Below are 12769 nucleotides of genomic sequence, written 5' to 3'. Positions count from 1 at the left end.
GCAAATGAAATATACATCTTCACAGTCAAAAAAGTTAAAATATTTCGTTTTAAGGATTATAATGGAGAGAGAAACATAAAAGGGAGTGAATGAACTTGAAACAAGAACTTATTGAAAGATTTACGAGATATGTAAAAATTGATACGCAATCAAATGAAGAAAGCAATACAGTACCAACAACACCAGGACAAATTGAGTTTGGTAAGTTATTAGTGGAAGAGCTAAAAGAAATTGGGTTAACAGAAGTAACGATGGATGATAATGGCTATGTAATGGCAACACTTCCAGCTAATACGGACAAGGATGTTCCTGTAATCGGATTTTTAGCTCATTTAGATACGGCAACAGACTTTACGGGGAAAAACGTCAAACCACAAATTCATGAAAATTTTGATGGTAATGCAATTACGTTAAATGAAGAACTAAATGTTGTGCTAACACCAGAGCAGTTCCCAGAATTACCATCATATAAAGGACATACCATTATTACAACTGATGGTACAACACTTCTAGGAGCAGATGATAAAGCTGGTCTTACAGAAATTATGGTTGCAATGAACTATTTAATACATAATCCGCAAATTAAGCACGGGAAAATAAGAGTAGCATTTACACCGGATGAAGAAATTGGTCGTGGGCCAGCGCATTTTGATGTAGCGGCGTTTGGTGCATCATTCGCTTATACGATGGATGGAGGTCCATTAGGTGGTTTAGAGTATGAAAGTTTTAATGCTGCAGGTGCTAAGTTAACGTTTAACGGAACGAATACACATCCTGGAACAGCGAAAAATAAAATGCGCAATGCAACTAAACTGGCTATGGAGTTTAACGGGTATTTATCAGTAGAAGAGGCACCAGAATATACAGAAGGCTATGAAGGATTCTATCACTTACTTTCTTTAAATGGTGATGTTGAGCAAAGTAAAGCGTATTATATTATTCGAGACTTTGATCGTGAAAATTTTGAAGCGCGTAAAAATAACGTTAAAAATATTGTGAAGAATATGCAAGAAAAGTATGGCGAAGATGCAGTCGTTTTAGAAATGAATGATCAATACTATAACATGCTGGAAAAAATTGAACCGGTAAGAGAAATTGTTGATATTGCATATGAAGCAATGAAAAGTTTAGATATTGAACCAAATATTCACCCGATTCGCGGAGGTACAGATGGATCACAATTATCATATATGGGATTACCGACGCCGAATATTTTCACTGGTGGTGAAAACTATCACGGTAAATTTGAGTATGTTTCGGTAGATACTATGGAAAAAGCTGTTCAAGTTATTGTAGAAATTGCAAGACGTTTTGAGGAGCAAGCTTAAAAAAGAACCAAGTAGTACGAATGTGCTACTTGGTTCTTTTAATATAGTACTCGCCACAAATAAAAAGTCGCATAAGACTCCCAATTAGCCCAGTTTGCTGCAAAATCTTTTATTTCATTTTTAGTCGGTTTATTTTCGGAGCCTATTATAAATTTAATTGCATTATGCAGACCAACATCATCAATTGGAAAAGCTGAAGGAAATCTTAAACAACGCATTAAAACATAGTTGGCAGTCCATGGGCCGATACCATGGATAGCAGTTAACTGTTTTTCAGCAATTTTTATATTTTGTGTTTGTAGTAACTCCTCTTTTGACAGTTTTCTCTCTGTAATAAGCTTCGCAATACCGATTAAATATTCACATTTTCTAGTCGTCATTTTTAATTGTTGGAGATCTTCTAGATGTAGATTTGCAATTGTTTCAGGTGATGGGAAAATCCAATGTTTTCTACCGTCCCATTCTACATAACTTCCAAATTGCTCAACTAATCTTCTTTTTAGTGTATAAGCATATGCTAGGTTAATTTGTTGACCGATAATTCCCCAGGAAAGTGCCTCAAATAAGTCTGGAATACCTAAATTACGAAGGCCATAATATTGTTCAATTGGTCCTTGAAGGAGTAAATCATGTTTAGCTAATGTATAAAAAGGGGCTAAATCAGTAGTTAAATCAAACCATTCTTTTACATAGTTGGCTACAGCCTCACGTATCGATTTTTCAGATGTATATGATTCTTCTAAACAACGTATTTGAATATTGCCATCAGTATTCAAACTAATTTCAACTAAAGGATTTACATCTTGAACAGGGATAACTTTATAAATTTTGTTGTCTTCAATATGGAACATACATTCATTGTTCGAACGTGATAGATAGCGTAAATTTTCTTGGAAACAAAATTCTTTCGGAACTGCTACAGATAATGCGCTATTATATTCTGCTGTCATATGAATTCCACCTGCAATTTTTCTAATGCAAGCAATTTTTTCTTCATGTCTAATCCACCCCTAAATCCGGTTAGTTTCCCACTCTTCCCAATAACGCGGTGACAAGGAATTGTAATAAGAAGAGGGTTAGCAGCAATAGCGGAAGCAACGGCGCGCACAGCTGTAGGTTTTTGAATTCTTTCAGCAATTTCTGTATAAGAATATGTCTTTCCATAAGGAATTTCACGTACCGTATTCCAAACAGATAATTGAAAATTAGTTCCATAAGCATCGATAGGGAATGTAAAAGTTTCTCGCTTGTTTTCTAAATACTCGATAACTTCTTTCGTATATATTTGCAAGTAATCTGGACTATGGATCAATATATGTTGGGGCAGTTTTTTTCTAGCCCATATATTTAATTCTTCAAAGTTTTCATCTTGTGATCCAATGAAACATAGTCCATTTTCAGTTGCAGCAATATGAAATCGCCAATTCTTATGTGTAAGTAGCGTCCAATATATATAATTATTTTTGTAGGAATTCATTATCGTATCCCTCTTTCATTTCGTTCTTTTTTCGATATTCAGTAGGAGTAAATCCGGCTTTCTTTTTAAATAAAGTTGCGAAATACTCTGGGTTTTCTATCCCGACAGCAGTACTAATTTCTTTAATAGATTGATTTGTGTGTAAAAGGTATTCGGTTGCTTTAAGAACCCTGAATTGTTGTATATATTCTATAGGAGTTAGCCCTATTATTTTTTTGAAAGTACGCTGCAAATGAAAAGGGCTACCGTGACACATTTCCGCAAGCATGTTGAGAGTTAAGGATTCGTCATAATGCTTTTCGATATAGTCTTTAATTTGTTCTACCCACTCTTCATTAGGCAAAGTGATCCCGTTTGGCTTACAACGTTTGCACGGGCGAAAGTTTTCACTTAATGCTTGTTCCGCATGATGAAAAATTCGTACATTGTTTCTATTCGGTATTCTTGATTTGCATGATGGTCTGCAAAAGATTCCAGTTGATTTCACAGCATAAAAGAATTTGCTATCATAGGAAGAATCATTATGAATAATTGCTTGCCAATACTCATTTGTTAATGTAACTCCTTCATTGTGCAAAGAACATCACCTCTGAAGTTAGTATAACCTGAATAAAGTGCGTATGTATGTATTCATAAATGTAAGAGCAAGATTACAAAGGTGGAAATATGATTGTTTTTCTATTTTGTGATAGCATGAAATTTGGAAATAAACATCAAGAGGAGGGCTAAAAGTGAAGTTAATTTCATGGAATGTAAATGGTTTGCGAGCAGTTATCGCAAAAGGTGGATTTTTGGAATATCTTGAGGAATCAAGTGCTGATATATTTTGTCTACAAGAGATTAAATTACAAGAAGGGCAAATTGATTTAAATCTAGAGGGATATTATACATACTGGAATTATGCTGTGAAAAAAGGATATTCAGGAACAGCTATTTTTTCGAAAAAAGAACCGCTTTCAGTTACATATGGTTTAGGCATTGAAGAGCATGACCAAGAAGGGCGACTTATTACTTTAGAATTCGAAGATTTTTACATGATAACGTTGTATACACCAAATTCAAAACGTGGATTAGAAAGATTAGATTACAGAATGAAATGGGAAGATGATTTCAGGTCCTATATCAAACGATTAGATGAGAAAAAACCAGTTATTTTTTGTGGAGACTTAAATGTTGCTCATAAAGAAATCGATTTAAAAAATCCAAAAAGTAATCGTAAAAACCCTGGATTCTCTGATGAGGAACGAGAGAAATTTACATGTATTTTAGAAGAAGGGTTTGTTGATACGTATCGTTATCTTTATCCTAATCAAGAAGGTGCATATTCGTGGTGGTCGTATCGGATGGGAGCGAGAGCAAAAAATATTGGATGGCGTTTAGATTATTTTTGTGTTTCGGAAAAAATGAAAGACCAAATAACAGAAGCGAAAATTAATAGTGAAGTAATGGGGTCAGACCATTGTCCAGTTGAATTACATATAAATTTCTAAAAAAGAAGTATCTCCCTAATATTAGGTGGATACTTCTTTTTTTATTCAGTTTGTTAAAATTTTTCAAATCATTCTTGAAATAATTCTATATTAAATATATACTTAGTAACGATAATCATTATCAGTGAAAAAAATTATCAATGGATGAGGTATAAAAGAATTATAGCTTAGGGGAAGTGAACGAGAATGAGTTCTGGATAGAATTATTAATCTAATGAAATATATATGTAAGACAAGTTTCATATAGTTAAATTTTATTGAGAATATAGTTTGAAAATTCGAGAGGAGACATATAAAGATGAACAAGAAATTATTTACTTTAGGGATGGTTACAGTTTTAAGTGTAGGTTTAGCGGCATGTAATAGTACGGATAAAACTTCAGGCGAGCAAAAACAACAGACGAAAGCTACGGAAACGAAAAAAGATGAAAAGCGAAAAATTACATATTTAGGTAAAGAATATACAGTGCCAGCAAAAGTAGATAAAATTGCGACAGCTAGTTTAGAGTCAATGGAAGATGCGGCAGTACTTGGAATTAAACCAGTTGGTGCCATTACTGTGGGTGGTAAATTACCGAAGTATCTTGAGAAAGATTTAGAAGGTGCGAAATCTGTTGGTGAGAAAATGGAACCAAATTTCGAAACATTACTTCAATTAAAACCAGACGTTATTACATCAAGTACGAAATTCCCAGCAGAAACAGCTGAAAAGTTTACGAAAGTAGCTCCTACATTCCCGGTATCACACGTTTCAACAAATTGGGAAGATAACTTAAAGTTAATGGGAGAATTAACTGGTAAAAAAGATAAAGCAGAAAAAATTATTAAAGACTACAATTCGGATGCTGAAAAAGCAAAAGCAAAACTAGGAGATAAGTTAAAAGATAAAAAAGTACTTGTCATTAGACTAAGAGCAAATGACTTATTCCTATACCCAGAAGGAGTATACTTTAACCCCGTAATTTATAAAGATCTTGGACTAACTGCTCCAGAACAACTTAAAACGGTAAAAGCACAAGAAAAAATTTCTTTAGAAAAATTAGCTGAAGTTAATCCTGATTATATCTTCTTACAATACGAGGCAAGTGAAAATAATAAACCGAAAGTGCTAGAAGACATTGAAAATAATCCAATTTGGCAAAGTATGAACGCTGCGAAAGAAAAGAAAGTATTTGTAAATGTTGTAGACCCAATGGCACAAGGTGGTACAGCTTGGAGTAAAACAGCATTCTTAAAAGAAGCAGTGAAAAATTTATCTAAATAATACAATAAGTAAGGTGCGTTGAATGATATGCAGAAAACAAATGCAGTACCAGTAACTATATTATGTATAGCACCCATACTCATCTTATTTACAGTTATACTTTCGATTTTGTATGGGGCAAAAAGTATTGACGCTGAAACAGTGTGGAACGCATTATTTCATTTTGATTCAAGCGATGTAAATCATAATATTATTATTACTTCACGTTTACCAAGGGTAGTTGCAGCTCTTTTAGTCGGAGCATTTCTAGCCATATCAGGAGCACTTATGCAGGGGATGACAAGAAACTATCTTGCATCCCCTTCTATTATGGGTGTGACGGATGGTGCTGCCTTTGTTATTACACTTAGCATGATTTTTCTTCCGGGAATGTCATCAATTGGTATGGTTTTATGTTCAATGATTGGTTCTGCACTAGGAGCCGGTATCGTGTTTGGTTTTGGTTCGCTCCTTCAAAATGGCTTATCACCAGTTAGGTTAGCGATTATAGGAACAGTTATTGGAACATTTTTAAGTAGTGTATCGGCTGCAATGGCTTCGTATTTCCAAATTTCTCAAAATGTTAGTTTTTGGTTTAATGCAAAGTTAGATCAAGTAGATCCTAATATCATTAAAATCACGATACCGTTTGGGATAATTGGAATAATTTTAGCACTGTTAATATCAAAATCTATTACCATTCTTTCATTAGGCGAAGAGGTTTCTATTAATTTAGGGCAACGTACAAAACTAGTTAAAGCGATGGCAATTTTATCAGTTATCTTTTTAACAGGAACAGCAGTTGCTTTAGTGGGGAAAGTTGGTTTTGTAGGTTTAATTATTCCGCACATTACCCGCTTTATAATTGGGGTAGATTATAAGTGGATTTTGCCATGTGCAGGAGTTATTGGTGGCGTTTTCTTAGCGTTATGTGACGTTTTAAGTAGATTTGTAAACTATCCATTTGAAACACCTATTGGAGTCGTTACCTCTTTAATTGGAATTCCTTTCTTCCTTTATTTAATCCGTACTAGAGGAGGAGAGAGACATGCTTAAAAGTTCAAGTCAACGTTTCGGAATGACGATGGGGATTATTATATTTTTAATACTATGTGCTATTTATATTAGTTTAACAAATGGTACGTTCGACATTACGATTACAGATGTATTTAAAACACTGTTTAGAATTGATCCAGTACCAGAACATGATTTAGTTATTTTTGAGTTTCGCCTTCCGCGCATCATAATTGCTGGATTAGTAGGATTAGGCCTTGGTGTTGCGGGTGCCGTTATTCAAGGGATTACGAGAAATGGGTTGGCGGACCCAGGTATTTTAGGCGTAAATGCCGGAGCAGGAACAGCGATCGTCATTTTTATGTTTTTCTTTCAAGGACAATTAAAAAGCACAGACTGGGTTTCTATTATGATGATGCCAATGTTTGGTTTAGTAGGCGGATTAGGTGCAGCTATCATCATTTATCTGTTTTCTTGGAAAAACGGTAAATTAGATTCACAGCGACTTTTATTAACAGGGATTGCAATTGGATCAGGATTTGGAGCCTTTTCTATGTATTTATCACTCAAAATGAAGTCAACTGATTTTGAAATGGCTGCAGTGTGGGTGTCTGGAAGCATATATAGTGCGAACTGGAAGTATATTGTGGCTATGTTACCATGGCTTATTATCTTAATTCCGCTTATACAAAAGAAAGCTTATTTATTAGATTTATTTCAATTGGAAGAAACGAGTATTACAAGTTTAGGTGTTTCAGTAGAAAGAGAGAAATCGATTTTACTATTAAGTAGTATCGGGCTTGTGAGCGCATGTGTTGCTGTTTCAGGGAGTATCGGTTTTATTGGCTTAATGGCACCGCATATAGCGAAAAGGCTTGTCGGTATTCAACATAAGTATATAATTCCTACGTGCGGCGTAATCGGAATGTTTCTTGTAATTGCTTCAGACTTTATTGCGAAAACAGTTTTCACACCTGTAGAGCTACCAGTTGGAATCGTTATTTCTATTGTCGGTGTACCGTATTTCTTATATTTACTTTATAAGGCGAAAGCGTAAGAGGAGGAATAAAAGTGAGTATTTTAAGTGCAAAAAATTTAGAAACAAGTTATGAAAAGCTTACAGTGTTTCGCGATTTAAATGTGGAAATACAAGAAGGAAAAGTAACGACAATTATAGGCCCAAACGGTTGCGGTAAATCGACATTGTTAAAAACGATGGGAAGAATTTTAAAACAAAAAAGCGGAAAAGTATATTTGCAAGGGCAAGATTTACATACAATTCCAACGAAAGAAATTGCGAAGCAGTTAGCTTTACTCCCGCAAACTCCAATTGCACCAGGTGAACTTAAAGTGGAAGAATTAATTTCTTATGGACGCTATCCACATCGCAATAACGTAAATAAGTTAACGACAAAAGATAAAGAAATGATTGATTGGGCATTAGATATAACGAAAACTTCTGAATTTCGAACGAGACAAATTGCAAATTTATCAGGCGGTCAAAGACAAAAGGTATGGCTAGCGATGGCATTAGCACAAGAGACAGAAGTGTTGCTATTAGATGAGCCAACTACATACCTTGATATGTCTCATCAATTAGATGTATTACAAATTGTGGAGAAGTTAAATAAAGAACATAATTGTACGGTTGTTATGGTATTACATGATATTAACCATGCATCAAGGTTTTCAGATGAAATTATTGCAATGAAGGAAGGCGAAATTGTTACAACTGGTAGCCCAGAAGAAATCATTACAAATGAAGTGTTAAAAGAAGTATTTCATATTGATGCGCGTGTCATGATTGATCCGTATAATGGGGCTCCTGTTTGTTTCGGTTATGATAGCGTTGTATCTCAAGAAGAAAAAATCGAAATATATGTAACAAGTTAAAAGGGGGGGATAGGGTGAATACTACAATTGAAAAACAGCAGATTATAACATTTAATACAGAGCAGTGGAAAATGTATTCAAAATTAGAAGGTAAGGAATATCAAATTCATATTTCAAAGCCGAGGCAACCAGCACCGGATTCAGGATATCCTGTTATTTACGTATTAGATGGCAATGCCTTTTTTCAAACATTTCATGAAGCAGTTAAAATACAATCAGTAAGAGCGGAAAAAACCGGTGTTTCACCAGCTATTATAGTAGGAGTGGGGTATCCAATTGAAGGCGCATTTTCAGGGGAAGAAAGATGCTATGATTTTACGCCTAGCGTAATTTCAAAAGATGCCCCTTTAAAACCAGACGGTAAACCGTGGCCTAAAACAGGAGGAGCACATAATTTCTTTACTTTTATTGAAGAAGAACTGAAACCACAAATTGAAAAGAATTTTGAGATTGATAAAAGTAAGCAAACGTTATTTGGACATTCTTTAGGTGGACTATTTGCTTTGCATATACTATTTACAAACTTAAATGCTTTTCAAAATTATTTTATTAGTAGTCCATCTATATGGTGGAATAATAAATCCGTTCTTGAAAAAGAAGAGAGCCTTATACATGAATTAAACAATGCTAAGTTTGAAACAGGAGTGTTCCTTACAGTTGGGTCACTAGAACGAGAGCATATGGTTGTAGGTGCAAATGAATTATCAGAGCGCCTTCTCCAAGTAAACCACGATAAACTTAAATTTAAGTTTTATGAAGCTGAAGGGGAGAATCATGCATCTGTTGTGCCGACGTCTTTAAGTAAAGGGTTGAGGTTTATTAGTTACGTATAGGAAAAAAGGTAAGCAATTGCTTACCTTTTTTCCTTATTGTTTAAAGGCAACGTATCCATCAATTAAAAAACTAGTGAAAAAGCGAGTCATTTGAGTAAAGCCACATTCCTTCATGATAGTTAATAAATTAGCTTCGGAAATAGGGAATATTTCTGTTTCAAAAGAATTTTCAAATCGGTCCCAATCTTCTAATGGAATTTGATTTTGCGTCATATGGTTGCGCCAAGCATGTAATTGTGTAGAAAATATACTCGTATGGGGCACACCATTTATTGAAGAGAGAAAGAATGGCGCACCAGGCTTTAGGCGACTACTGATGTCATTAATAAGTTCTTTTTTCTCCTTATTAGTTGGAATGAAGTGCAGGACAAGCATACAGGTGGCAGCGTCAAATAACTGATTTGGTAATAATGTGTGGATAGTTCCATGTACAAGATGAACATGATTTTGTATGCCTTCGTTTTTAATTCTTTTTTTAGCTAACTGTAGCATGCTTTCAGATGGATCGACACCTGTAAAAGATAAATTACTATTTTGTTTGCCTATTGAGAGAATTTCTTGTCCGCCACCAGCACCTATAACTAGCAAATTGGGATTGATATTCTTTTTAGGGAGTGTAGTAAACAAGAAATGATTCATCATTTCATATAAGTGGTAGTAGCCTGGGATTTTACATGGAATTCTTTGTTCATATGAATTTACGGTAGTATCATTCCAATTCATTTTAAACCTCCTAAGTATGTGTTTTATAGGTTTATTATGAAATGAAATTATGAAGGGGAACAATCCCGTAAATCTGGGGGGGAAGAGGATGCATGAAAAAACAATGAAAGAAATTACAATGGTGGCGAATCATATAAGTTCTATAAGGTCATTTCAAGAGTCATTTCTCCACTTGATACGTAAAGTCATTGATTTTGACGCCGCTTGTTTTACAACTATAGACCCGATTTCTTTTTTATCTACTGGGGCATTTACCGATGAGAGTGTTGAAAAGATTCATCCACAATTGTTTATGAATGAATTTTTAGAAGATGATTTTAATAAATTTAAATGTTTAACAGAACACTCCCCTCATGTTGCTTCTCTAAGTATGGCGACAAATGGTGAACAAAAGAAAAGTTCGAGATACCGAAATATTTTAAAACCAGCAAATTTTGGAGATGAATTAAGGGGCGTTTGTATGAGTAAGGGAAAATGTTATGGCCATCTTAGTTTATTTCGAGGAAGTACAAGTCCCGCGTTTCATATCGATGATTGTAAGTACTTAGCAACGATAGTCCCAATTGCTGGAGAGGCTTTAAAGAAGGCAGTTCCTATACCTTTTTCAGAAGAGAAGGTGATAGGCACAGGCACGATTATAGTAAGTGAGGAATTTAATGTATTATATTGGAATCAAGATGGCAGCGAGTGGCTTTCAAATCTTAGAAAGTATGAACAGTTAAATATAAAAGAAATACCAAGACCAATACGTGCAGTTTGTTCGAAAGTAAAGGCTAACGAGTATAATGTAGGGTGTATGAATAGAGAAGAAAAAGTTTGTCTACCTTTAGCCTATGGCCATTTTTTAATCATTCGGGCTAGTAAGTTAGAACATACAAGTAGTTTGCAAGATGGTTATATTGTTCTATTCGAAAGAGCAAGACCGGAAGAGATTTTTCCACTTATTATGGAAACTTATAGTTTTACAATGCGTGAGAAGCAAGTAATACGTAAAATTCTTACAGGTATGTCGACAAAGGAATTAGCCCAAGAACTTTGTATATCTATATACACGGTACAAGATCATTTAAAATCCATTTTTGAAAAGACTGGGGTAAGTAGCAGAAATGAACTTGTGTGGGAAGTATTTTCGAAGTTTTGCTTTGATGCCACTGAACGAAAATAAAACAAGTCTACAAAGATCACATGAAGTACGGTGGATGAGTTGTAGAATTGAGCTTAAAAAGGTTATGGATGAAACATTCCATAACCTTTTTAATATGTAGAATTGTTCTTTTTGAAAGTTTTGTTTCAACTTTTCGTCTAAAGAGACAAAAAGTTGTCACAAATCGGTCACAATTAGCATAAACATAAAATAGACGAAATGAACTTATTTCCAAAAAGGCTTGGTTTATTCCAATCATGATTCTTAGAGCTGAAAAAGCATGGATTAAAAGTTCACTATATTCCCAAGGAGGTAGATCGTATGAAAACTATTCTTGCTATCGCTGGACTTATTTGGGTTCTATCGCATGGCATCCCAATTTATGAAGGAGAACAAATTCGCAGTGCTCTAAATAAAAATTTTAATGAATATCATATCATTGATCGGCAAGATAATGTTGTGACAGTTCGAGTAAATGACTGTTTTCATACGGTAACCGTTGAAGGAACTTCAGTAGTGAATGATACAAAAGTATGTGATCAGCAATAATTATATATGGAAAGAAAAAATTCTTGGATTAAATATCTGAAAATTAAAATTTAAACATTATAGACGAAGAATAAGCGGGGGCGGGTAATCCCCGCTTATTCTTGTTTCACTTTATTGAATTTTGATGAGAGATATAATGATTTTTTCGGCAAAAAGGAAAGGGTATACTGAAAATTGAGATTAAGAAGCTAATGAGTTGTTAAGAATAATCATAAAGTGTAAATATACTCTTATGGGGTATCATGCGTAGATATTTAATGCTATAATTGGTATACTCATAAAAAACAATTGTTTTATTGGATGAAGAGAAACTTTAAGAAGGTGATAATATGGATCATAAAGAGCATGAAGCAGTAACACATAGATCAGAAAAAGAAAAAGAACAGATTATAAATAGATTAAAGAGAATTGAAGGACAGGTCCGCGGTATTCAAAACATGATTGAAAATGATCGTTATTGCGTAGATATTTTAGTGCAAATTTCAGCGATTAATGCAGCGATGAAAAAAGTAGGAATGGGCGTTCTCAAAAATCATACGAGTCATTGTGTTTCAGGAGCTATTAAAAATGGAAATGGTGACGAAGCAATTGAAGAATTAATGACAGTATTTGAACGTTTTTCAAAAGCGTAAAAACAAGCTAGTATTTAACTGGCTTGTTTTTTTGTTTACCCTTATATTGGATTTTGGTGTATTGTAGTGAAAAAGTGTGTGTAAAATAAACTTTTAGAAAATAATTGAAAAATCATGATATAAAACCATTGATTACCTTAGGGGGGTATGGTAAGATGTAATTGTGATTAACAAACAATGAATAAACAAGAGGAGGATTTTAAATGGAACAGTTAACATTACAAGTTGAAGGTATGTCTTGTGGACATTGTGTAAATGCTATCGAAAGCAGTGTGAAAGAGCTAAACGGTGTTGAACAAGTGAAGGTTCAATTAGCAGAAGGAACTGTTGAAGTTACTATCGACTCGTCTGCTGTAACATTAAAAGATATCGTTGCTGTAATCGAAGATCAAGGATACGATGTTCAATAATTATTTTTAGATATGGAAATAAATCGTACTTTA

At 34.2% G+C, this 12769-nt stretch carries 15 protein-coding genes; 11 read left to right on the top strand and 4 right to left on the bottom strand.

Features of this window, described 5'->3' with window-relative positions; all coding sequences use genetic code 11:
• Positions 1-95 precede the first annotated feature (95 nt).
• The gene (gene pepT / locus RT27_RS12830; protein ID WP_043936365.1) at positions 96-1328 is read left to right on the top strand and encodes a peptidase T; all 1233 of its coding nucleotides are present in this window, start codon (positions 96-98) and stop codon (positions 1326-1328) included.
• 38 nt (positions 1329-1366) lie between these two features.
• Here the strand turns inward: pepT and RT27_RS12825 are convergent, their stop codons facing one another.
• From RT27_RS12825 to RT27_RS12815, 3 genes are read right to left on the bottom strand one after another with little or no spacing between them, the layout of a single operon-like run.
• Entirely contained in the window at positions 1367-2278 is a 912-nt protein-coding gene (locus RT27_RS12825; RefSeq protein WP_043936364.1) for a DNA-3-methyladenine glycosylase 2, read from the bottom strand.
• A complete protein-coding gene (locus RT27_RS12820; RefSeq protein WP_043936363.1) occupies positions 2275-2805 on the bottom strand; it encodes a methylated-DNA--[protein]-cysteine S-methyltransferase in 531 nt (176 codons plus the stop codon). Before RT27_RS12820 ends, RT27_RS12825 begins: the two co-directional genes overlap by 4 nt.
• A complete protein-coding gene (locus RT27_RS12815) occupies positions 2786-3382 on the bottom strand; it encodes a bifunctional transcriptional activator/DNA repair enzyme AdaA (protein ID WP_043936362.1) in 597 nt (198 codons plus the stop codon). The genes RT27_RS12820 and RT27_RS12815 overlap by 20 nt, the downstream gene beginning before the upstream one ends.
• A 154-nt stretch (positions 3383-3536) precedes the next feature.
• On the opposite strand from RT27_RS12815, the gene RT27_RS12810 reads away from it, so the two are divergent.
• The 6 genes from RT27_RS12810 (at position 3537) to RT27_RS12785 (ending at position 9278) form a co-directional block, all read left to right on the top strand.
• A complete protein-coding gene (locus tag RT27_RS12810; protein WP_043936361.1) occupies positions 3537-4295 on the top strand; it encodes an exodeoxyribonuclease III in 759 nt (252 codons plus the stop codon).
• Positions 4296-4593: 298 nt separating this feature from the next.
• Positions 4594-5559, top strand: a complete 966-nt coding sequence (locus RT27_RS12805; RefSeq protein WP_016080583.1) for an iron-hydroxamate ABC transporter substrate-binding protein — start codon at positions 4594-4596, stop codon at positions 5557-5559.
• A gap of 27 nt (positions 5560-5586) precedes the next feature.
• Positions 5587-6594 (top strand): iron ABC transporter permease, encoded by a 1008-nt coding sequence (locus RT27_RS12800; RefSeq protein ID WP_001173064.1) that lies wholly within the window; start codon positions 5587-5589, stop codon positions 6592-6594.
• Entirely contained in the window at positions 6587-7609 is a 1023-nt protein-coding gene (locus tag RT27_RS12795) for an iron ABC transporter permease (protein WP_016080584.1), read from the top strand. The genes RT27_RS12800 and RT27_RS12795 overlap by 8 nt, the downstream gene beginning before the upstream one ends.
• A 14-nt stretch (positions 7610-7623) precedes the next feature.
• Complete coding sequence (locus RT27_RS12790; RefSeq protein WP_000025766.1) at positions 7624-8445, top strand: ABC transporter ATP-binding protein; 822 nt, start codon at positions 7624-7626, stop codon at positions 8443-8445.
• 14 nt (positions 8446-8459) lie between these two features.
• On the top strand, positions 8460-9278 hold the full coding sequence (locus RT27_RS12785) for an alpha/beta hydrolase-fold protein (protein WP_043936360.1): 819 nt from the start codon (positions 8460-8462) through the stop codon (positions 9276-9278).
• Between the two features lie 33 nt (positions 9279-9311).
• On the opposite strand, the gene RT27_RS12780 is transcribed toward RT27_RS12785, so the two are convergent.
• Positions 9312-10001: a class I SAM-dependent methyltransferase gene (locus tag RT27_RS12780; RefSeq protein WP_029443080.1), complete on the bottom strand. Its 690-nt coding sequence runs from the start codon at positions 9999-10001 to the stop codon at positions 9312-9314.
• An 88-nt stretch (positions 10002-10089) separates the two neighbouring features.
• On the opposite strand from RT27_RS12780, the gene RT27_RS12775 reads away from it, so the two are divergent.
• The 4 genes from RT27_RS12775 to copZ all read left to right on the top strand — a co-directional run bounded on the left by RT27_RS12775 (position 10090) and on the right by copZ (position 12736).
• On the top strand, positions 10090-11166 hold the full coding sequence (locus RT27_RS12775; RefSeq protein WP_043936359.1) for a helix-turn-helix transcriptional regulator: 1077 nt from the start codon (positions 10090-10092) through the stop codon (positions 11164-11166).
• Between the two features lie 300 nt (positions 11167-11466).
• A complete protein-coding gene (locus RT27_RS12770; protein ID WP_000849103.1) occupies positions 11467-11694 on the top strand; it encodes a hypothetical protein in 228 nt (75 codons plus the stop codon).
• Between the two features lie 329 nt (positions 11695-12023).
• Complete coding sequence (locus RT27_RS12765; RefSeq protein WP_000349637.1) at positions 12024-12326, top strand: metal-sensing transcriptional repressor; 303 nt, start codon at positions 12024-12026, stop codon at positions 12324-12326.
• A gap of 203 nt (positions 12327-12529) precedes the next feature.
• Positions 12530-12736: a copper chaperone CopZ gene (gene copZ, locus RT27_RS12760; protein ID WP_000436973.1), complete on the top strand. Its 207-nt coding sequence runs from the start codon at positions 12530-12532 to the stop codon at positions 12734-12736.
• The last annotated feature ends 33 nt before the right edge of the window (positions 12737-12769 follow it).

This window comes from Bacillus sp. L_1B0_5, from assembly GCF_000836715.1.
Lineage (GTDB): Bacteria > Bacillota > Bacilli > Bacillales > Bacillaceae_G > Bacillus_A > Bacillus_A thuringiensis_S.
The sequence above is the reverse complement of the archived record's forward strand: the minus strand, read 5'-3'. Positions and strand labels throughout refer to the sequence as shown.

Coding starts and splice junctions, on each gene's coding strand:
- RT27_RS12800 (WP_001173064.1), top strand. CDS start 5,587: ATGCAGAAAACAAATGCAGTACCAGTAACTATATTATGTATAGCACCC.
- RT27_RS12765 (WP_000349637.1), top strand. CDS start 12,024: ATGGATCATAAAGAGCATGAAGCAGTAACACATAGATCAGAAAAAGAA.
- RT27_RS12780 (WP_029443080.1), bottom strand. CDS start 10,001: ATGAATTGGAATGATACTACCGTAAATTCATATGAACAAAGAATTCCA.
- RT27_RS12770 (WP_000849103.1), top strand. CDS start 11,467: ATGAAAACTATTCTTGCTATCGCTGGACTTATTTGGGTTCTATCGCAT.
- RT27_RS12805 (WP_016080583.1), top strand. CDS start 4,594: ATGAACAAGAAATTATTTACTTTAGGGATGGTTACAGTTTTAAGTGTA.
- RT27_RS12775 (WP_043936359.1), top strand. CDS start 10,090: ATGCATGAAAAAACAATGAAAGAAATTACAATGGTGGCGAATCATATA.
- RT27_RS12795 (WP_016080584.1), top strand. CDS start 6,587: ATGCTTAAAAGTTCAAGTCAACGTTTCGGAATGACGATGGGGATTATT.
- RT27_RS12820 (WP_043936363.1), bottom strand. CDS start 2,805: ATGAATTCCTACAAAAATAATTATATATATTGGACGCTACTTACACAT.
- copZ (WP_000436973.1), top strand. CDS start 12,530: ATGGAACAGTTAACATTACAAGTTGAAGGTATGTCTTGTGGACATTGT.
- RT27_RS12825 (WP_043936364.1), bottom strand. CDS start 2,278: ATGACAGCAGAATATAATAGCGCATTATCTGTAGCAGTTCCGAAAGAA.